Source organism: Alphaproteobacteria bacterium, from assembly GCA_002869105.1.
Classification (GTDB): Bacteria; Pseudomonadota; Alphaproteobacteria; order UBA7879; family UBA7879; genus UBA7879.
On record PKTP01000010.1, the window covers coordinates 1 to 19,492 of the forward strand.

Sequence of the window (19,492 nt, forward strand, 5' to 3'; positions counted from 1 at the left end):
GACAGCGGGGAAGTCGTTACGCCATTCGTGCAGGTCGGAACTTACCCGACAAGGAATTTCGCTACCTTAGGACCGTTATAGTTACGGCCGCCGTTTACCAGAGCTTCAATTCAGTGCTTGCACACCTCCTCTTAACTTTCCGGCACCGGGCAGGCGTCAGACCCTATACGTCATCAATTGATTTTGCAGAGTCCTGTGTTTTTGATAAACAGTCGCCACCCCCTGGCCTGTGCCACCCTCTTCTGGTTGCCCAAAAAAGGGTACCCCTTCTTCCGAAGTTACGGGGTCAATTTGCCGAGTTCCTTCAACATCATTCGCTCATTCACCTACGTATGCTCTACGAATCCACCTGTGTCGGTTTCGGGTACGGTCTTAAATGTCAGGGCTATTTCCTGGAAGTTCTTCGCTGCTTGCAAAATCCAATAATAACAAACAACTTACGACCTTCGTCACCACTGACAGGTCAAGGAATATTAACCTTGTTTCCATCGACTACGACTTTCGTCCTCGCCTTAGGGGCCGACTCACCCTGCGCGGATTATCCTTGCGCAGGAACCCTTAGATTTTCGGTGGGCATGGTTCTCACATGCCTTATTGTTACTTATGTCAGCATTCTCACTTCTGATACCTCCAGCAAACCTCGCGATTTACCTTCAACGGCTTACAGAACGCTCCGCTACCGCATCTTACGATGCCCACGTCTTCGGTACACTGTTTGAGCCCCGGTACATTTTCGGTGCAAGATGGCTTAACTAGACCAGTGAGCTATTACGCTTTCTTTAAAGGATGGCTGCTTCTAAGCCAACCTCCTGGCTGTCTTGGCCTTCTCACTTCCTTTTCCACTTAACAGTGATTTGGGGACCTTAGACGGTGGTCAGGGCTGTTTCCCTTTTGACCATGGACCTTAGCACCCATGGTCTGTCTGCCAAGATAAGCATACTGGTATTCGGAGTTTGATTAGGTTTGGTAAGGATCGCTCCCCCCTAGCCTATTCAGTGCTCTACCCCCAGTAGCCATCTCTTGACGCACTACCTAAATAGTTTTCGCGGAGAACCAGCTATTTCCGAGTTTGATTGGCCTTTCACCCCTAGCCACAAGTCATCCCCGCATATTGCAACATGCGTGGGTTCGGTCCTCCATTACGTATTACCGCAACTTCAACCTGCTCATGGCTAGATCACCCGGTTTCGGGTCTCATCCAAGTAACTTAGCGCTCTATTAAAACTTGCTTTCGCTACGCCTACACCTATCGGCTTAAGCTTGCTACTCAGACGAACTCGCTGACCCATTATACAAAAGGTACGCCGTCGCGCCTCAAGGACGCTTCGACTGCTTGTAGACATTCGGTTTCAGATTCTATTTCACTCCCTTGCTCAGGGTTCTTTTCACCTTTCCCTCACGGTACTTGTTCGCTATCGGTCATCAAGGAGTACTTAGGCTTGGAGGGTGGTCCCCCCATGTTCAGACAGGATTTCTCGTGTCCCGCCCTACTCGAAGATCGACTTAACATTTACCCTTACAGGACTATCACCTTCTTTAGTTAAGCTTTCCAGCTTATTCAGGTTTTGTTAAGCCAACCATTGGCCTGGTCCGCTTTCGTTCGCCACTACTCGCGGAGTCTCGGTTGATTTCTTTTCCTCTGGCTACTTAGATGTTTCAGTTCGCCAGGTTCGCCTCTTAAACCTATGTATTCAGTTTAAGATACCACTAAAAGTGGTGGGTTTCCCCATTCGGACATTCACGGGTTAACGGTTATTCGCACCTTACCGTGACTTTTCGCAGCGTATCGCGTCCTTCATCGCCTCTTGATGCCAAGGCATCCACCAAATGCCCTTTAATACTTATTCGCATTGTACACACATAGTGTGAAATCTTTTTCTTCTTAAAAGATTTGGTTCCCTCTTTTTAACTTTTTCAATCAACTGGTTGAGACATGTTGTCTCGTGATGTCTTATATAGCTATTCGTATTTGACCTGTCAACACAATTTGCTGGTTTTTTTTGGATAAAGTGGAATTATTTTTCAACGCCTTAATTCATAAAAAAAACCACGCCCTTAAAGCGTGGTTTTAAAGAGTATAAAAGCTGCCTAAATGGGCTAATGCCTCATCAAATCCTGCAGCCCCGCAATAAGCTCATCCTTAGCAAGAGGATTTTCCTGAAAATCCCTTTCCTCTTCAACAAGGCCAACCATTTTTAGAATTTCGCCATAATCGCTAAAGTTCCGTAAAACATAGTTTCTGGTAAAAATAAAATCACTCATCATAAAATTGTCATTGTTTTTATTAATAGCTCGAAAGTCTAAACTTTTTAGAGAGTCACTTTGTTTGTACTGGCTAAAAAGAACCAAAGGGATATCTTTTTTATCCATGAGACCCTCAGCGATTATGTGCCCTTCAACATGCCAAAATTGATCAAACTCAATTCTTTTATACAAGTCTTTGTATTCATCATCTGGATGCGGTTGACGACTCTCCCTTTTAATTTCTTTACCGTCCACATAGATATGCGCAACCCTCGATTTCAAGTATTCTTTGGGAAAATCAGCTTTTGACCATTCTTTAGGCAATTCTTTCTTAACCTTATCCACTAAGTCTCGCATCATGGCTTCCTCTAGCTTTGCATCATCACTGTCATAAATTTGGCCCATCTGGGTAAGATTTTTCTGGATAAAATCATCCAAAGATGAGGGCCTTGAAAAACGGTTCTTTTCTGTATAGGACCCAACTGTCTTAAAAGCATCATTGGTGGAAAACTCGTGAAAAATAACAAAAAGTTTCATCAAAGACCGTTGACCTTCAAGCGTTGTAAGATTTAACTCATGAAGAGCCCTTAACGCTTGAGGGCCTATCTGATCAGCCCCTGACAACCGACCCAAAAGCTTTGAAAAGCTGAATCCCGTCGGCTGCAGCTCTGGCCCATACAATCCATTTGCCAAGTATGATTGAATAATCAAGGCATGTGCAAAATCGTGCGCAACCATTTCCAACGGCGATTGAACGATGCCGCCATGAACACTTGCTTCTCCTGGAGGTGTTAAAATAAACGGAATGTATCCTTTTAGGGTGTTTTCTAATAAAGGTTTAACACCCAAGTTTCCTTCCTCTTGGGAAGAAGCATACATCGGCAATAAAACCAAAGAGCTCAGAACTTTGGGGGTAAGGCCGTATTCAGCAGCATTATATCCTATGGCCCTATTCATGTATTCATCATAAAGATCCAAACTTGCTTTGTCCTCAGAGACAAGGTTTTTCCAAGCGGTACTAAAATCTTTTAGGCGATCAACAAAAATACCAATATCCGTTTCTTTGGGAGAAATTAAAGACGCCAAGTACATGTGCATTGATGAATAGGCAAACCAATCAAACTTCGCATTCTCAGTTAAAAAACTAACTTTTTCATGCGTTTTGTGAACGAGCTCCCGCGTATCTCCTGCTACTTTGCCGCCTAAATCATCGATGATTGCGGAGGCAGCTTGCGCTAACTCACCAGAATGAACATCGGGCTTTCTCTCTCTAGACAGATAGGGCTTCATCGCGTCTGTCCCTTCAAATCGTTCCGCGCCTGCGTTTACCCAAGCGGGTATTTCTGCCTCGTGCCCCTCAGCTGGATCAGCGGCCATCACCGTCAAAGGCAGCACCATATATAGAATAGCGTTAAATATTTTTTTCATTTTGATAAACCTCAGTTGTTATATGTCACATAAGTACTTTTATTTTTTAGTCAACCTCTCCAAATTAAAGGCCGCATATTAAAGATAGTTTTTATTATTAATATTTTTTATCTATTTTGTTAAATTTATATAAATATTTATTATCTTATTCAAGTTGATTTAAAAAAAAATAGAAATCGTTGCTCACTAACGGCAAAGTATTGTGCGGATTTTTACATAAGAAGTAAGGAATGAAATAAAAAGAAAGAAAGATCCCGGATTGGTGGAGGTGAACGGACTTGAACCGATGACCTCCTGCGTGCAAAGCAGGCGCTCTCCCAACTGAGCTACACCCCCAAACACGGATATCTGCTTCTTAGCATTGCCCAGGCCTGTTTGTCAACACACTTAAAGCAAAGGTTTTAAAACCAACCTGATTGCAGGCCCGCCTCTAAAACTTCAATTATTTTTATAAATGCTATTGACTATAGGAAAACCCCGCCCCTCAAGCGCGGTTTTAAAAGCCAAAAGCTGTAAGAATCAAGCGGCCACATTAAGCGCTTTAACCCCTCAATGATGTGATGTCCCTCTAACTGCTCAGGGTTAAGTTTTGGGTCAATCAATCCCACCATCTGCAAAATTTTTCCATAATCCTCAAAGTTTTTGAGTATATATTCTTTCTTTAAAAAAGAGTGGGATATTGTTGTGACAGTAATTCCCTCTTCATCAGTTCCTGTCGTCTCTTTTGAAGATATGACAAGTTCTATTCTTGAAGTTGACTGACTAAGGGGCTTGTCATCACGTGTAACAATAACATGACCGCCTTTAGAACATTTCGACTCGCAATCCTTCTCATTATTAGTACTCAGCGCCTCTAAACCCTCTGGCGTAATTTCAAAACCCAATGGATGATCTTTCAAAAAAGCCATCATATAGTCTAAATTTTGATTTTTGATATAGCTTTCAAGATGTTGTCGAGTGAAGATTTCATATGCCTGTTCAAGGCCTCCCTTATCTTGATCATAAAGACGGGCTATATGGTCAATGTTTTTCTGAAAGAAATCCCCAAAGTCTGACCCGCGCTTAATTTTAGCTTCCTTTCCCTCTATATGATCAGCATATGTTTTAAAAAGATCATTGGTTGGAAACTCATGAAAAGCCACAAAAAACTTCATTAACTTACGTTGTCCGCCTTCTGTTGCCAAATCTAACGTTGAGAGCCTATTCAAAGCCTCTTCTTTAATATAATTAAATCCAAAAAAACCATCAAAAAGTGACCGCCCAATGGATAAAAAATCATAAGATTTCAGGCTGTAAGAAAGTGCATTGAAGCGAGGAAAAAAGAGGCGATGATAAAGATATGATTGAATAATAAGGGCATGAGCTAAATCATGCGCATTCATTTCCAACGGCGATTGGACAAGGCCACCGTGCACACCACCTTTACCTGGAGGTGTTAAAATAAAGGGGATGTATCCTTCCAGGGTATTTTCTAATAAAGGTTTAACACCCAAATTTCCCTCCTCCTGGGAAGAAGCATACATCGAAAACATGGCTATAGAATCTAAACCATCGCCTGGCAGGTGATATTTTTAACGACTCTTAAAGGCCTGGCATCCTTTTTCATCCCTCTTCTTTTCGCGTGAACGGCACAAATGAAACAGGGCAGATTGTTTGAGTTTGGAGCCCTTCTTTTGTTTTCGTAATAGCAATCAACTCTTGTTGAAAGGGACCTTTTTCAAAGGGCATGATTAATCGACCATCAAGAGAAAGCTGATCCAAAAGAGGCTGCGGTACTTCCCTTGAGGCGGCTGTTATTAAAATAACATCAAAGGGAGCAAATTCAGGCCATCCAAAATAACCGTCTCCATTTTTTACTTTTACATTTTTATAGCCCAGGTTTTTCAATCGCCTTCTAGCTATTTCTCCCAGATCATCAACCACTTCAATGGTATAAACTTCTTGAGCAAGCAAGCTTAAAATTGCTGCTTGATAGCCCGATCCTGTGCCTATCTCTAAAACTTTATCGTCATCCTTAATTTGAGCACTTTCAACCATAAGCGCCACAATATAAGGTTGAGAAATAGTTTGGCCATAACCAATAGCAAGGGGGAAATCCCCATAAGCTTCACTTTGAGACTCAGGAGAAACAAAGTGATGCCTTGGAACCTTCGTCATGGCGGTTAAAACTTTTTCGTCTTTAATTCCTCTTTGTATTAATTGAGCTTGAATCATTTCATTTGATGATTCCTTTGTTGAACTAAAAAAGGCCATGATTCCTCCAATGAATATGAAAACAAAACTAAATTGCATCATTCTCGTTTAATCTGAATTTTATGATCATTTTCCTTAATAGAATTAAATCTAGGAAGAATGATCATTAAGAGACTCTTAGCAAGAGGCGCTGAAGCATTCTTTAAATACTGGCAAGCTCCTCCAAGCACGGGGTATAATAGGCCATGAAAATTCTGAAATTTTATTGTATTTTGAGGAACTGCGCGAGAAAGATTTATCATTTTTTCCCCTTTTATACTCTCTAGTATACTTATCCCAATAAATAACGTGACATTAAAGTTGAAAAAAAGAACAACTTACTTATTAACTTCCCCGTAATTCAGAGTCGCCCTGTGGCGCGCAACAGAGCGACCAAATTTTTCTGGTAGTTATCAGGTCCACCGGCAAACAAGCTTGATCCCGCAACAAGTCCTGCGGCTCCTAACTCAACAGCTCTTGGCGCTGTTTTGGGGGAGATCCCTCCGTCAACAATAATATCTATAGAAGGGTCATGAGCTAAAATTTCAGGAATTTTATCCAAAGCTTTGGCCACAAACTGGCCACCCGCAAATCCCGGCTCAACTGTCATCACCAGGACAAAGTCAATCATCGGTAAATAAGATGCTAGTTTCTCAACGGATGTTTCAGGGTTCAGGGCAAGCCCTACTTTTTTATCATGATTTTTCACTTGAGCGATCAGGGGGGTCAAATCGCCATCAAGCTCAACATGAAAACTGATCCGATCTGCCCCTGCCGCGATGAATGGCTCAATGAACATATCTGGATTTGTCACCATAAGATGCACATCAAAGGTTTTAAGAGTACAAGGTCGTATGCTTTTGATCAGACTTGGCCCCATGGTCAGATTCGGCACAAAGTGCCCATCCATCACATCAAGGTGAAAGCCATCAATACCTAACGCATCCCAACGCTGGATCTCCGCACCCAAATGGGCAAAGTCAGCGCTTAATAAGGAAGGGTAAATTTTTGTCATTGTCCTGTGTCTTCTGACTGTTGATCTTGCACTTCCGCCGCTAAATCAAGAGGCGGCTCTGTGGGTAGTGGCTTGACTGGTGCATTACCTCTAGCACTCAACAAATCACATGTCTCAACTGAAATATATCCGTTATGAACCGTTAAATCAAATAAGCTGTTCGCAAAGTCAACATGCCCTTTAACCCAAAATGTTCGAGCATCATGGGGCCCAACTTCACGATCAGGCCGCTGATCTGTATATGAAAAATGCGCCGGCGCAATGGTTAATTGTCTAATCACACACATCAAATGCGTGGGACATCGCAACGTCAGCTCCTGATCAAGCCTAAAAAATACGCCTCCAAAACTCACACGTGGATGCTCCACATCAACAGCCACAGCAGCATAAGATTTAATTTGTTCAAAGCTCATAGGCTGATAGGGGTTTTTATAAACATCACACGGCAAGGTAGATGCCTCGCCCTCATGATGATCCCGAACATAAGCATCAAAGAATAAGCCTTGCATCCTATAATCTTCTGGCTTTCTGTAACTTGCTTGAACCTTAATCTCATCCATAGGACAATGCATCTCAAGGCTGTTGCCAGGAAAACGAAAAGTGGGTCGGCGGAACCGCCAGTATAAACTTTTCTGAGTGCCTTCAGGTGTCAACAAAGAAACCTCTTCTGAGGAAATCGCTGAAAATTGACTTATTGAACTATTGAACAGGTCAACGCTTTCACCATTAACCTCAAGATAAATACCTTCAACTTTTACAAAATAAAGAAAAAGAACAGCAAAATAAAAAAGTATGGCTTTCAATTTTTGAACTCCAAAGAGACTTTATGATAGTTATCATAAGTCTCTAAGTCTCTAAGTCTCTACATGCTAGTCTGGCACATAAAGATCTTTTGTTTTTAAAGTTACCGTAGCATTTGAAATAGCGAGATTCATCATATTATCTTGAAAATTAAGAGATCCATTCACCCAAAAAATTTTAGCCGTTAAGTAGCGTGGAGCCTCTCCACCATCTATCTGCGTGGTAAAATCCATGCATTCTTCAAACTGATTAGGGGTAATAATCACTTCCTGGATAAAGCAGTTAATAAAACGTGGACATCCTATTTTTATTACTTCATCAACTCTAAAAAAGTTATTGGCAAAATTAACCCCGCTGGTCAATAATTCAATCCGAGGCGCCTGAAAGCAATGTACACGCTCAAAACTAAATATTGATCTCTCCTCATGGTGAATAAAATCTACCTGAGTTCGATAGGACCTCACGCCATCCTTTAAGCGAATTTCGGCATCAAAATAATCGTCAAAAGGCAAGCTTTGACATTGGTAGCTTAACGGTGGATAAGAAGAGGCCTGTACAATAATTTCTTCTTCCCTCTCATCTCCCCACACCAACGATACATCATTACCCGGGACTGTATAAGCAGGCTACTGCACACAAAAAGCGTGTGAACTCAAGCCACCATTTTGCAAGTAAACATGGGCTGTTCCTGCATTACTCCATTGCTTCGATGGATATTCAACCGGTATACCATTAAGAGAGATATAAACCCCGCTTGTATCAACGCTTGCAAAAACAAGTAACAGAACATAGAAAAAGAAGATTTTCATTTAAGGCACCCAGCTTAATACTGGTCATATAAGAGAAAAAAATATAAAAACAAGAGGAAACGATCTTTTATTTATCTATCAAATTTATTGAGAAATAATTAAAAGCCTTGTTTTCTGCGCATTTATGCAAAAAGAGTTATTGACAGCCAATCACAGGACTCATACCATTGCTCATGTGTTCAACCAATAAACATGAGGAAACAATGAATAAAAATGAACTAATCGCTGCCGTTGCAGAACGCGCAGGACTAAGCAAGACTGATGGAACTAAAGCTGTAGATGCATTTGTTGACGTTATAACAGCCGCTTTGAAAAAAGGGGATGAAATTCGCTTGGTTGGTTTCGGTACATTTGCCGTTACACAAAGAAAAGCAACTGAAGGTCGTAACCCACGCACAGGGGAAAAAATCAATATTCCTGCGTCAAAAGTACCTAAATTTAAGCCAGGAAAAGCTCTTAAAGAAGCTGTTTCTTAAGCCTTTAAGTCAAAAACGATATGAAAAAGGGGCTTTATAAGCCTCTTTTTTTTTTGATCTCCGGTATTTAATTCCAATCAGGCTTGCCTTTTCTCTTGATCCCATTCGCACGAATTGGTATAGCATCAATGTGCTTGTGGGCGGTTAGCTCAGCGGTAGAGCGTCTCGTTTACACCGAGAGGGTCAGCGGTTCAAATCCGTTACCGCCCACCACATATATCTTTACCTTGGCTTAAAACCATGGTAATGATCCCAACCACGGGGGTGTAGCTCAGTTGGTTAGAGCGCTGGCCTGTCACGCCAGAGGTCGCGGGTTCAAGTCCCGTCACTCCCGCCACTTAAACTCTATGACTCAAATTTTAAATCCTGATAAATTTGCAGCTTTCATTCAAGATCAAGCGCCCTCGATCTTGAGTATAGACTATGGCTCAAAAAATCTAGGGCTTGCTTATGCATCCTCACCCACATACGTCACAACGCCTTTGAATGTCCTCAAACGCACCACGCTTAAAAAAGATTTCAAAGCTTTAGAAGAAACGAGAAAAGACTTCCCCTTTCACTGCGTTGTGGTGGGGCTCCCTTTAAACATGGATGGCAGCGAAGGAGCCATGGCCCAAGCCGCCAAACAATTTGGATTTTATCTCAGCACGACTTGTCATTGGCCCGTTTGTTTTTGGGATGAACGCCTTAGCTCTGTTGAAGCAGCAGAGAGGTCTTTCCAGCGCAAACAAAAACGCCTAGATCATGTAGCAGCACATATTATTTTGGAAAGCTTTCTCAATCTTTATTTAAAACGATAGAGAAAGAATCTGTTCTTTCTTGCTCGTCTCGCTTTGTTCCTCTATTATTTTAATCGGAGGCATCATGAACGCATCTTCAACGAAACATCTTATTATTGGCCTGATTGTTATTATCGGCTTTGCCACGCTTGCCTTCACAGCGCTTAAGTTCATGCAAAAAAACCAAAGCACAGAACAAAAGATCTATCTTATCTATCTTCAAGAAACCGCGGGGGGTCTCTCTCCTGGAAGCCCCGTTAAATTTAAGGGCATTACAATTGGGCAAGTTGATCAGATTCAAATTGCCCAAGAAGATAATACTCAAATCAAAGTCACCGTTAAGATCGTGAATACCTTTGTGGTTAAAGAGGGGATGGTTGCAACCCTTGAAGTTGCTGGTATTACAGGAGAGTCGTTGATTGCCATCCGCTCTCACACATCAAGTTCAAAAGATTTAGTCCCGGCAAAAGGCCAACCGTATCCGGTTATTCCCTCTGAATCTTCATCTCTGCAAAAACTGTTTCACGCTGCGCCGGAACTTCTGACAGACACACAAATGTTGGTCACACGGCTCTCGTCTTTTCTCGATGAAAAAACGCAAAAAAATTTCCACCATCTGATTCAAAACATGCGGGCGTTTTCAGATGTATTAGATCAAAACAAACACCAATTGGGCCAGGTTTTTGAAAACACAAATCGCACCCTTGGGACTCTTGAACAGACCAGCCACAAACTTGATAAAATGCTCGATCATGGCTTCATTGATTTAAGCCAATCTCTGATTCAACTCACCCAAACATTGTCCGCGCTCGATTCTTTCATTGAAAGCCTCAATCAAAGAGTCAATCAACTGGTTCCCGATCAAAGAGGCCCATATGAACTTCAATCTTAAGCGTCAATTTTTCTTTCTTTTAGGACTCTGTTTTTTAATAAGCGGCTGTGTCCAGGTTTTTCCACCAGCCAAAAAAGTAGACGCGCTTCTTATCACCCCTCTTTCCATCAAAGAGGCGCAACAACTCAAAATGCTCCCAGCTGTGACATGGCAGCTCATTGTTTCAGAACCTTCGCTGAATGCCTACCTTGATAAAAATCTGGTGATGGTTGAAGATCAATCCGGCGTGGTCAAATATCTGGCACACGTTGAATGGCCTGAATCTTTGCCTGATTTTTTAAAGTCTCTCATTGTAGATGGTTTCATCGACAGTCAAAAGATCATGGGTGTTTCTGGTTCTCACAGCCACATTCAACCCAACTATCTTCTTCAATTGGATGTTAACAAGTGTCACATTCAGAAAACCGCGAATGGCTACCGAACAGTATTGGAAGCAACCGCCTTTCTAATAGACTTTAAGACGCGAAAAACCATTGGTGTGCAGCCATTTAGCGGTCATGTGAAGCTCAAAAGCCCTGAGAAAAAAGAGATCAAAGCTGCCTTTGAACAGTTGCTAACTCAATATATGCTGAAGCTAATTCCATGGACGCTGACAGCGCCTAAACACCAGAACAGGCTCTAATCAACAAGACTATTTACGCTTCTTACCCTTCTTTTTCCCAGAGCCTGAAGCTATCGAGGGAACTGGGTCTTTTTTAGATTCTTGATCATCCATTTGTTGTCTGGCAGATGAAGATTTCTTAGAATCTTTGTCACGCCTCTTACCATTCTTTTTCCCAGAGCCTGAAGCTGTCGAGGAAACTGAGTCTTCTTTAGATTCTTTATTATCATCCGCTGGTGGTCCGTCAGATGCAGGTTTCTCAGAACCTTCCTGACGAGTAAGGTCAAGGCGGGGTTCTCCATTCCGCCGAACACGCGGATAGTCAAAATACCCTGGATCAAACTGACCATGCGAGGCATCCATTAACATTTTTTCCTGACCTGATTCAACATGATCTGCCCAGCAGTCTGCAATTTCACGCTGATCTTTGTTACCTTTGCGGCGAGAAGGCACCAATGCCACTAATGGGCCAGACCGACTGCCATTCACACCTTCTATTATCTCTGGCTCATCTGGCAGAAGGCTAATTTTCAAAAGCTCTCCGCCATATAAAACCTCATTCTCAATCACACCATTCTTCTTGTAAGGAATCTGCTTTAAGATAGAGACTGTCAACTTACCATCTTGGGTCACCCGTATTTGCAAAGGCATCTGTGGATGGATCCAGACGTGCTGGGTTTTTCCTTTTTCCTTTGCATTTCGATTGCGCTGATCCAAAATACAAAGGTCAAACTTGTGTTGACGCAACAGATGCTCCAAATCAAAAGGCCGATTCCCAAATCCATAGGTAGTGCATTGCAAGAGCCGGGCACCAAAATTCATCACCCGATCGGTTATATAATAATAACGATCTAAATTTAAATCTTCTGGAGAAACTAAAACTTCTTGAGGGAGCTTTGGATGATTGAGGTTATAAGTTCGGAAATCAAATAAGATTTTTCTAACAGCTTCATCAATGTAATAGAGAACGTGCTCAAAGTCATCTATCCCTGGGTGATTATAAGGCACACAATCAGAACAGCGCTGTGCTAGTTGATGCATACTATTCACGTCAGGTGCTTCTTCAGATTGAACGTGGCGGTTATACAAATCAATATAATAATGAAAGAGCGATGTTTGGGCCGATGTAACTGGCATGCCATCTTGATGCCAAAAAGGATAGTCATGATGAGCCGCCAATAAATGTAACAATTTCAAGTGTCGCCTAAAAGTTTGAACATCTGTCTGCTCATTTCCTGGAAAGTTTTTGGTTAAAGAAACTAAAAAGGTTGAGGGCGCTTTGTTTTGAGTTTTTACTTTATAAATGATGTCTAAATATTCTGGATCCGTGATGAGTTTTTGTTCTTTTGCTTTTTCAAGAAGCGCTCGCTCTTCCCTAACAAATCTCTCAAACAATTGTTTTTCCCGCTCATTTTCACGGGCACGTCTCTCTTGCTCTTTTCTGCGTTCCTCTGGTGTTGTCTCTCGAGCAGGAGCAACATCAAAAATATCATAAAATTTAATAGGCCCGACACGATCTGACGATATCAAATCGCCCCCACGTGCAGCATACTCTGCTTCATCTGCCACACGAATAGCAGCAGTAACAGAGGCTGCTTCCTCGTGACACCCATCTAAACAATATTCACTATTGGGCCTATGGCCTTTGCAGGATGGTTTATAATGCCCATAAGCAGGGCATTGACAAAAATAAGAGTTATTAAATTTTTTGTTATCATAATATTCATACTTATCCTTACTTTTAAAAAAAACTCAAGTTTTTTAAGAGGCTTATCAGATAAAGTAAAAAGGGAGGCTGGCTGAACCACACCCCCCAAAAACAAATTTACAGAAGCACCTGAATTATTTTTAACTCCATCACAATAAAACACCATTCATCAGACGGGTAGGCTGTTGGACTGTTCTTTATTAAGTATTATCACTCTCTGATAGACAATAAGCAGCGATTTGTCTAAATTAAGATCAATCTATTTTTGGATGACAAAAATGACAAACCATTCTCCCGACACCATCCATATTATTACCATCAAATGGGGTCCTAAATATGAATCGGAGGAGGTAAATTCTCTTTTTAAGAGCATTCAAAACCACACCTCTTTACCCGTTTCTTTCCATTGTTTCACTGATAACCCCTCAGGCCTTGATGCCCACATCCAAAAACACCCCTTGCCTAAAATTGATCTGATCCCAACTATTTCCAAAACCTATCAAAAAGAGGCGGGGCTCACGAACATCCCAGCTCTCAAAGGGAAGCGCGTTTTCTTCTTTGATATTGATGTGGCAATCGTTGGCACGCTTGATTCTTTATTCACCCTACCTCAAAAAGATGAATTCTGGATTACTCGCGATTGGAATCACCGCTTTAAAAAAGTAGGACAAGCCTCTTTTTTCTCATATGTTGTGGGGTCAAACACCTTTGTTTATGATCATTTCATCAAAAACCAAGCAGCGATTAAAAAGAAGTATGGCACCGCCTGTCAAGAGTACCTCACAGATCAAATGGCACAACATCACAATCTTCACTTTTTTCCCAAAGACGCGATCGTGTCCTTCAAACATCACTGTCTACCCATATGGCCGCTTCGCTTTTTTAAAACGGCCGACATTCCCCCCAAAGCTAAAATTGTCTGCTTTCATGGCGATCCCAAAATAGGTCATGCCGCGCGCGGCGAATGGTCAACGCCCAGACCTCCTTTATTAAAAAGAATTTATAAATCATTTAAGCCTGTTCCTTGGCTAGCCAAATAAAGATAAAATTGATATAAGTATAAAGAGACTTTAAGAATTGACAACCCATGAATGATAAAACCCAAACCTATGAACAAAAAAATGCAGACCGGCTGGCAAAAGTCATGCGTGAGAATTTGTTAAAGCGCAAAAAGCAACAGCAACTCAAGCGTGAGCAAACAAGCCAGCAGAAAGGTGAACAATGAGCATATTATCGGATAAATGGATTCGCACCCAAGCCAAAGAAAAAGGAATGATCGACCCGTTCGTCGAACGTCAAGTAGCAGCAGGCCAAATTTCATATGGGGTTTCCTCTTATGGCTACGATGCCCGGGTGGCGCCAGAATTCAAAATTTTCACCAATGTTGATAACGCCCTTATTGATCCGAAAAATCTTCAAGAAAGCGCTTTCGTCAATCGCACCAGTGATGTTTGCATTTTACCACCGAACAGTTTTGCTCTTGGACGAACAGTCGAATATTTCCGCATTCCCAAAGATGTGCTGGTCATTTGCCTGGGCAAATCAACCTATGCCAGATGCGGCATTATCGTCAATGTCACACCCTTAGAACCTGGTTGGGAAGGGCACGTTACCCTCGAATTTTCAAACACCACGCCCCTACCCGCCAAACTCTATGCCAATGAAGGTATTTGCCAGTTTCTCTTCTTCAAGGGGAATGAACCCTGCGAAGTGGCTTATTCTGATCGTGAAGGTAAATACATGAAACAAACCGGCATCACGCTTCCCAAAATTAAAGGCTAAAAATGGATAAACTTCAAATCATCGGCGGAATCCCGCTGCACGGGCAAATAGAAATCAGCGGCGCCAAAAACGCCATTCTCCCGCTGCTTGCAGCAGCGCTGTTAACCAAAGAAAAGGTAACCCTCACCAATGTCAGTCATTTGGCAGATGTTGCAACCATGATCAAACTGATCAGCGCCATGGGATGCACCGTCTCCATGGAGGGTGGCAACAGTGATGGCGCTCAAGGTAAACAATTTTCCATCTCCACACCCGACACCCTAAGCACCTTGGCTCCTTATGAAATGGTCAATAAGATGCGGGCCTCTGTTTTGGTTTTGGGTCCTCTGCTTACTCGATTTGGTCACGCAGAAATTTCTTTGCCTGGGGGATGCGCGATTGGCACCAGACCCATTGATCTCCATCTTAAAGCTCTCAAAGCCCTGGGTGCCTCCATTGATATTGAAAATGGCTACGTAAAAGCAACCGCGCCTCAAGGATTAAAAGGCGCTGAGTTTACCTTTCCAATTGTCTCCGTGACTGGCACGGGCAATCTTTTGATGGCAGCAGCTCTGGCTGAGGGGACCACGCGTATCATCAACGCCGCCCTTGAACCTGAAATCACAGATCTGGGGAATTTGCTCAATGCCATGGGCGCTCGCATCACGGGTCACGGAACAAACACCATCACCATCGATGGGGTAACAAGCTTAAACGGCACAACCTACCGCGCCATGCCCGATCGGATTGAAGCCGGTACCTACGCTATGGCAGCAGCCATCACCAAAGGATCCATCGAAATTATCAATGCCGATTTTGACCACCTTCCGGCCACCGTTCAAGCCATGAAGCAAGCCGGCGTTGTGTTCACACCAACAGAAAAAGGCATCCGGGTTGTAGGCCCCGAAACCATTCTCCCTGTTGATATTTCAACCCAGCCATATCCAGGTTTTGCCACAGATTTGCAAGCGCAATTCTTAGCGCTCATGTGCGTCGCAAAGGGCCGTTCTGTGATTGAAGAAAAAATCTTTGAAAATCGATTCATGCATGTCGCTGAACTCAAACGTCTCGGAGCCGAGATTCGTTTAAGCAATGACCAAGCCATTGTCACCGGCGTTGATCACCTCACAGGCGCTGACGTTATGGCAACTGATTTGCGGGCCTCTGTTGCGCTGGTCTTAGCCGGCCTTGCAGCTCAAGGAACCACCACCATTCATCGGATTTATCACTTGGATCGTGGTTATGAAAACATCGAACAAAAACTCAGCCAGTGCGGGGCTCAAATCAAACGTATTGCTTAGGCGCTCTCATCCGATAAACTTTCTAGCACTCCTTTAAGGCTTGCTAGATCTTCTGGTAGATCCACTTTAAAGCGCATGGTTTTCAGTGTGATCGGGTGGATCAGTTCCAGCCAATAGGCATGCAAGGCTTGTCGGCCCTCGCGCCATGCCATTTCTGGATTTTCATCAAGCAATCGTTTTAAAATCTGGCGTTTATGACTGCGGGTAATATAGGTCAAATCTCCCAAAACACCATGCCCCTGCGCCAACATATGAACACGGATCTGATGGGTGCGCCCCGTTTCAAGGCGGCATTCAACCAAACTGGCGAACGGGTCTGCTGTATTCAGATTATACGTCTCCAGAACCGTGTAGTGGGTGATTGCTTCTTTGCCGCCAAATTGCCGAACCGCCATCCGCTGACGTTGATTGGAATCTCTTCCTATGTTGCCTTCAATGGTGCCAACCAAGGGCCAGGGTTGGCCATAAACCAAAGCCTGATAGCGCCGCTTTAAGGTTCGATCTTGGAATTGGGCACTCAACCCTTGATGGCTGGCATCATTTTTAGCCACAACCATTAAGCCACTGGTTTCTTTATCCAGGCGATGGACAATCCCCGGACGTTCAACGCCCCCAATCCCTGAAAGCTGCCCTGCACAATGGGCCAGCAATCCATGCACCAATGTTGGCTCATGGGTGCCCGCGCCAGGATGCACGACCAAGCCAGCCGGTTTATTCAGAATAATCAAATGTTCATCTTCAAAAACAACATCAAGGTCCATCTGGGCGGGGGTCAAATCCATAGGCTGAGAAGCCATGATTTCACAGGTTATCTCTGCATCCTCAGATACTTTGACCGATGGATCCATCATCACCGCACCATCAACACACACACATCCCTCGACGATATGTTTCTTAGCTTGTGTCCGTGAAAGGGCGGGAAAGCGGCTCACCACAGCTTGATCGAGTCTTTTTTTAGGCGCCGGACTCAGATCATCCATCACACTTCCTTTATTATTTTCAAACGAAGCCTAGGTGAGTTTTTTCTTCCGCACAAGAAAAATGCATCGCCCGGAAGTTGCAGACATAAAAAACTCGGCTGTGCACCTTCAAATGCCAGCTCTAAAAAAATCAAAAATACTTGCTTTTTGTTGGGGCGTCAGGTATTGATTCCTTAACGCACTCGTAGCTCAATTGGATAGAGCACCTGACTACGGATCAGGAGGTTAGGGGTTCGAATCCTCTCGAGTGCGCCATTTCCCAAAGCCAAGATCCCCTTCACAAAACCAAGCCCTTATTTCTTTCATTTCAGGATTTCATACGAATGATATCAAGTCAATAAAGTGCCTTCTATCATATCTTTGAACCCCTATAAAATTTATTGACAGAGCAGACATAGTTAGACACTGTTAATCCATTATTAACAAATTAAGGTTAACCAATGTTTAAAAAAATCTTTATCTTAGCGCTGAGCATCATAGCCGGGGGTACTTATGCTGTCCTGCCAGAGCTTCCATTTAATCCAGTCCAGGTTCAAAAAGTAAAAAGTGGGATAGAAAACCATTTTGATACTTTACCTTCCGCCGAAGAAAAGCAAAGTTTTGTGACCACGGCCTTGAATCATGAGTATATTGAAAATTTCACGAATGCAAGAAACGCTCACTTAGGTGAAGGTTTCTCAATCAATACTGCTTTACGCACATCACCCACAAACTTTGTAGAGCACTTCCGTCGACACCAAGCCCCCGTGCCTTATCTAACCCCTGCTTCAGTGGCAATCCTCTTGGGGGATAAAGACCTAACAACAAAATTTTTGTCCATTCTTCCCGATGTTAATTCACTCCAAACCCTGGTGGCGGGATATCGTCAGGTAATTAATTTAGCACAAATAGCTGTGGATCCTCATTATCCTTACTCATTGGCGTGTAATCCCCATGAGACATGGAAAGAAAACATCACAAACCTTGCTCTTCTAGGTGTTGACCTCCACTTCAATAGTCGAGATCACTACGACAACCCCCCGTTGGTTATGGTTTATGCTAATCTTTACGGACAAAGTGATAGCTATCTAGAAGAACAAAGAACAAGACCTCAAGACACTTCTAAGCTTCGGGAAGATATCCAAACTCATTTGCTTCTGCTGGGCGCCAAGCCTGAAGGTGGGTCAGCAATTTTTTTCTCTATTAATCATTTTTTAGGCCTAAATCCAGATGAAATATTAGATGACAAACCTGGTAGAATCAGAAAAAGGGTATTAGAAAATCATTATTGGCTACTCACCCACCACAAAGACTTGATCAACCCTGACAATGAAATCACAGATCTTCACTGGAAAACCCAGGCTCCTACCAGTCCTACCTTTTCAGAAGCATTAGAAAAACTCCTTGAAGGCAGCCGGCAACATATAAAGTTAAAAATAGCTCTCTTTCTCAACAACAACTTGTATAGTGACAAGATAGAGAGCTTTAAACAAAGCCTTCCACGTAAATAAAAAGCGTCATAAATTTCATCAACCTACTAAAAAAGCCCCATTCCGGGGCTTTTTTATGGAAGGGTACCCAAATCTTTCTATGCCTGATGGGGTGGCCAAACTTTGTCAAACGCCGCAAGTTTTGCTTCTCGTAATGTTCTGTGCCATCCATCTAAACGCTCCCCACTAACGCTACCCGAATAGCCACCATACCTACCTTTATAGAAAGCAAAATTGTAGCCATCTTTATTCAGGTACGGATTCCCATTCTTAGATGTTTTCCAACTTTGCAAATCTGGAAAAGCTGTTCGCCTACGCGTCCGATTTTCTAATAACTGTGCTCGCTGTTTTGCTGCTGCCACATTGGCCGCAATTGAGGCAGGGTCATCATTCTCACCCATCATGTGCCCAGCGCATATACAACCCACATCTAAAGTCAGGGGCGCCTGATTCCCATGCACCATGTGATGAATGTAACGCACCTGCTCTCGCTCACACATTTGGCATTCAGTCATGCCATCAGATCCTAAATCTTCAGCCGTTGTACATGTCCACCCCCGTTTAGGCGTCACATTATCGATCCATCGTCCACTGGCACCTTTTGATCCCGCGCGGGCCTCAAGGCAATCTTGCCGCATCCCATCACAATGAGGGCATACAGCTTGAACGCCTATCGCTAAAACAGCGACAAACAGTCCAATTAAAGTTTGATACGTCATTTATTCTCCTTTTATTCATATATTTCAAAGGTATACCACACATTTTTCAAAGCCCTATCCCGTATTTTCACGGGGCTTTTTTATGGTTTGGCATACCCATTCGTCTCAAAAAACGTTGCTTCAAATTGAATTTTTTAAAAATGAAAAATTTTTCTTGGCGCGAGCTGCTGAAAACGGTATAGATAATTTCAGAGCCGGATTAGCTCAGTTGGTAGAGCAACTGATTTGTAATCAGTAGGTCGTCTGTTCGAGTCAGACATCCGGCACCACTCCCTCC

The 19,492-nt window shown here is 43.0% G+C and carries 20 protein-coding genes, 5 tRNA genes and 1 rRNA gene; 12 read left to right on the plus strand and 14 right to left on the minus strand.

What is annotated here, in order from left to right; genetic code table 11:
* The 10 genes from C0582_04740 to C0582_04785 form a co-directional block, all read right to left on the minus strand.
* Positions 1-1,847: ribosomal RNA gene (locus C0582_04740) — 23S ribosomal RNA — on the minus strand; the annotation flags it as partial.
* 250 nt (positions 1,848-2,097) lie between these two features.
* Entirely contained in the window at positions 2,098-3,642 is a 1,545-nt protein-coding gene (locus C0582_04745; protein ID PLX29196.1) for a hypothetical protein, read from the minus strand.
* A 290-nt stretch (positions 3,643-3,932) separates the two neighbouring features.
* Positions 3,933-4,008 (minus strand) — tRNA-Ala (locus tag C0582_04750).
* A gap of 128 nt (positions 4,009-4,136) precedes the next feature.
* A complete protein-coding gene (locus C0582_04755; GenBank protein PLX29197.1) occupies positions 4,137-5,195 on the minus strand; it encodes a hypothetical protein in 1,059 nt (352 codons plus the stop codon).
* 79 nt (positions 5,196-5,274) lie between these two features.
* Positions 5,275-5,925 (minus strand): protein-L-isoaspartate O-methyltransferase, encoded by a 651-nt coding sequence (locus C0582_04760; GenBank protein ID PLX29423.1) that lies wholly within the window; start codon positions 5,923-5,925, stop codon positions 5,275-5,277.
* A gap of 38 nt (positions 5,926-5,963) precedes the next feature.
* Positions 5,964-6,167, minus strand: a complete 204-nt coding sequence (locus C0582_04765) for a hypothetical protein (protein ID PLX29198.1) — start codon at positions 6,165-6,167, stop codon at positions 5,964-5,966.
* A gap of 98 nt (positions 6,168-6,265) precedes the next feature.
* Entirely contained in the window at positions 6,266-6,919 is a 654-nt protein-coding gene (rpe, locus tag C0582_04770) for a ribulose-phosphate 3-epimerase (protein PLX29199.1), read from the minus strand.
* Positions 6,916-7,722 (minus strand): hypothetical protein, encoded by an 807-nt coding sequence (locus C0582_04775; protein ID PLX29200.1) that lies wholly within the window; start codon positions 7,720-7,722, stop codon positions 6,916-6,918. Before C0582_04775 ends, rpe begins: the two co-directional genes overlap by 4 nt.
* Before the next feature lie 66 nt (positions 7,723-7,788).
* The gene (locus C0582_04780) at positions 7,789-8,310 is read right to left on the minus strand and encodes a hypothetical protein (GenBank protein PLX29201.1); all 522 of its coding nucleotides are present in this window, start codon (positions 8,308-8,310) and stop codon (positions 7,789-7,791) included.
* A gap of 36 nt (positions 8,311-8,346) precedes the next feature.
* Positions 8,347-8,529 carry a hypothetical protein gene (locus C0582_04785; protein PLX29202.1) on the minus strand — a complete coding sequence of 61 codons (183 nt, stop codon included), beginning with the start codon at positions 8,527-8,529 and terminating at the stop codon, positions 8,347-8,349.
* 203 nt (positions 8,530-8,732) lie between these two features.
* On the opposite strand from C0582_04785, the gene C0582_04790 reads away from it, so the two are divergent.
* The 6 genes from C0582_04790 (at position 8,733) to C0582_04815 (ending at position 11,298) form a co-directional block, all read left to right on the plus strand.
* Positions 8,733-9,005, plus strand: a complete 273-nt coding sequence (locus C0582_04790; protein ID PLX29203.1) for a DNA-binding protein HU — start codon at positions 8,733-8,735, stop codon at positions 9,003-9,005.
* Positions 9,006-9,143: 138 nt separating this feature from the next.
* A tRNA-Val gene (locus C0582_04795) sits at positions 9,144-9,218 on the plus strand.
* A 47-nt stretch (positions 9,219-9,265) separates the two neighbouring features.
* A tRNA-Asp gene (locus C0582_04800) sits at positions 9,266-9,342 on the plus strand.
* A 10-nt stretch (positions 9,343-9,352) separates the two neighbouring features.
* On the plus strand, positions 9,353-9,805 hold the full coding sequence (locus tag C0582_04805; protein ID PLX29204.1) for a Holliday junction resolvase RuvX: 453 nt from the start codon (positions 9,353-9,355) through the stop codon (positions 9,803-9,805).
* Between the two features lie 19 nt (positions 9,806-9,824).
* Positions 9,825-10,676, plus strand: a complete 852-nt coding sequence (locus C0582_04810) for a hypothetical protein (GenBank protein ID PLX29205.1) — start codon at positions 9,825-9,827, stop codon at positions 10,674-10,676.
* Entirely contained in the window at positions 10,660-11,298 is a 639-nt protein-coding gene (locus C0582_04815; GenBank protein PLX29206.1) for a hypothetical protein, read from the plus strand. Before C0582_04810 ends, C0582_04815 begins: the two co-directional genes overlap by 17 nt.
* A 9-nt stretch (positions 11,299-11,307) precedes the next feature.
* Here the strand turns inward: C0582_04815 and C0582_04820 are convergent, their stop codons facing one another.
* Together C0582_04820 and C0582_04825 are read right to left on the minus strand one after the other, a co-directional pair.
* Complete coding sequence (locus C0582_04820; GenBank protein ID PLX29207.1) at positions 11,308-12,846, minus strand: hypothetical protein; 1,539 nt, start codon at positions 12,844-12,846, stop codon at positions 11,308-11,310.
* Positions 12,847-12,890: 44 nt separating this feature from the next.
* Entirely contained in the window at positions 12,891-13,151 is a 261-nt protein-coding gene (locus C0582_04825; GenBank protein PLX29208.1) for a hypothetical protein, read from the minus strand.
* Between the two features lie 103 nt (positions 13,152-13,254).
* Between C0582_04825 and C0582_04830 the strand changes: the two genes are divergently transcribed.
* From C0582_04830 to murA, 3 genes are all read left to right on the plus strand, one after another.
* Positions 13,255-14,025 (plus strand): hypothetical protein, encoded by a 771-nt coding sequence (locus tag C0582_04830; protein PLX29209.1) that lies wholly within the window; start codon positions 13,255-13,257, stop codon positions 14,023-14,025.
* Between the two features lie 181 nt (positions 14,026-14,206).
* Positions 14,207-14,767, plus strand: a complete 561-nt coding sequence (locus C0582_04835; GenBank protein ID PLX29210.1) for a dCTP deaminase — start codon at positions 14,207-14,209, stop codon at positions 14,765-14,767.
* A 2-nt stretch (positions 14,768-14,769) separates the two neighbouring features.
* On the plus strand, positions 14,770-16,047 hold the full coding sequence (gene murA, locus C0582_04840; protein PLX29211.1) for a UDP-N-acetylglucosamine 1-carboxyvinyltransferase: 1,278 nt from the start codon (positions 14,770-14,772) through the stop codon (positions 16,045-16,047).
* On the opposite strand, the gene C0582_04845 is transcribed toward murA, so the two are convergent.
* A complete protein-coding gene (locus C0582_04845) occupies positions 16,044-17,027 on the minus strand; it encodes an RNA pseudouridine synthase (GenBank protein ID PLX29212.1) in 984 nt (327 codons plus the stop codon). The genes murA and C0582_04845 overlap by 4 nt on opposite strands.
* A 178-nt stretch (positions 17,028-17,205) precedes the next feature.
* On the opposite strand from C0582_04845, the gene C0582_04850 reads away from it, so the two are divergent.
* Positions 17,206-17,282 (plus strand) — tRNA-Arg (locus C0582_04850).
* Between the two features lie 185 nt (positions 17,283-17,467).
* The gene (locus C0582_04855; GenBank protein PLX29213.1) at positions 17,468-18,517 is read left to right on the plus strand and encodes a hypothetical protein; all 1,050 of its coding nucleotides are present in this window, start codon (positions 17,468-17,470) and stop codon (positions 18,515-18,517) included.
* A gap of 77 nt (positions 18,518-18,594) precedes the next feature.
* On the opposite strand, the gene C0582_04860 is transcribed toward C0582_04855, so the two are convergent.
* Positions 18,595-19,215: a hypothetical protein gene (locus tag C0582_04860; GenBank protein ID PLX29214.1), complete on the minus strand. Its 621-nt coding sequence runs from the start codon at positions 19,213-19,215 to the stop codon at positions 18,595-18,597.
* Positions 19,216-19,408: 193 nt separating this feature from the next.
* Here C0582_04860 and C0582_04865 point away from each other — a divergent pair.
* Positions 19,409-19,484, plus strand: a tRNA-Thr gene (locus C0582_04865).
* Positions 19,485-19,492 lie beyond the last annotated feature (8 nt).

What these genes read in the sequence shown, in the direction of transcription:
- C0582_04830 (PLX29209.1), top strand. Translation starts at nt 13,255, where the DNA reads ATGACAAAAATGACAAACCATTCTCCCGACACCATCCATATTATTACC.
- C0582_04860 (PLX29214.1), bottom strand. Translation starts at nt 19,215, where the DNA reads ATGACGTATCAAACTTTAATTGGACTGTTTGTCGCTGTTTTAGCGATA.
- C0582_04790 (PLX29203.1), top strand. Translation starts at nt 8,733, where the DNA reads ATGAATAAAAATGAACTAATCGCTGCCGTTGCAGAACGCGCAGGACTA.
- rpe (PLX29199.1), bottom strand. Translation starts at nt 6,919, where the DNA reads ATGACAAAAATTTACCCTTCCTTATTAAGCGCTGACTTTGCCCATTTG.
- C0582_04815 (PLX29206.1), top strand. Translation starts at nt 10,660, where the DNA reads ATGAACTTCAATCTTAAGCGTCAATTTTTCTTTCTTTTAGGACTCTGT.
- C0582_04845 (PLX29212.1), bottom strand. Translation starts at nt 17,027, where the DNA reads ATGGATGATCTGAGTCCGGCGCCTAAAAAAAGACTCGATCAAGCTGTG.
- C0582_04825 (PLX29208.1), bottom strand. Translation starts at nt 13,151, where the DNA reads ATGGTGTTTTATTGTGATGGAGTTAAAAATAATTCAGGTGCTTCTGTA.
- C0582_04805 (PLX29204.1), top strand. Translation starts at nt 9,353, where the DNA reads ATGACTCAAATTTTAAATCCTGATAAATTTGCAGCTTTCATTCAAGAT.
- C0582_04745 (PLX29196.1), bottom strand. Translation starts at nt 3,642, where the DNA reads ATGGTGCTGCCTTTGACGGTGATGGCCGCTGATCCAGCTGAGGGGCAC.
- C0582_04785 (PLX29202.1), bottom strand. Translation starts at nt 8,529, where the DNA reads ATGAAAATCTTCTTTTTCTATGTTCTGTTACTTGTTTTTGCAAGCGTT.
- C0582_04765 (PLX29198.1), bottom strand. Translation starts at nt 6,167, where the DNA reads ATGATAAATCTTTCTCGCGCAGTTCCTCAAAATACAATAAAATTTCAG.
- C0582_04835 (PLX29210.1), top strand. Translation starts at nt 14,207, where the DNA reads ATGAGCATATTATCGGATAAATGGATTCGCACCCAAGCCAAAGAAAAA.
- C0582_04755 (PLX29197.1), bottom strand. Translation starts at nt 5,195, where the DNA reads ATGTATGCTTCTTCCCAGGAGGAGGGAAATTTGGGTGTTAAACCTTTA.
- C0582_04855 (PLX29213.1), top strand. Translation starts at nt 17,468, where the DNA reads ATGTTTAAAAAAATCTTTATCTTAGCGCTGAGCATCATAGCCGGGGGT.
- murA (PLX29211.1), top strand. Translation starts at nt 14,770, where the DNA reads ATGGATAAACTTCAAATCATCGGCGGAATCCCGCTGCACGGGCAAATA.
- C0582_04760 (PLX29423.1), bottom strand. Translation starts at nt 5,925, where the DNA reads ATGGCCTTTTTTAGTTCAACAAAGGAATCATCAAATGAAATGATTCAA.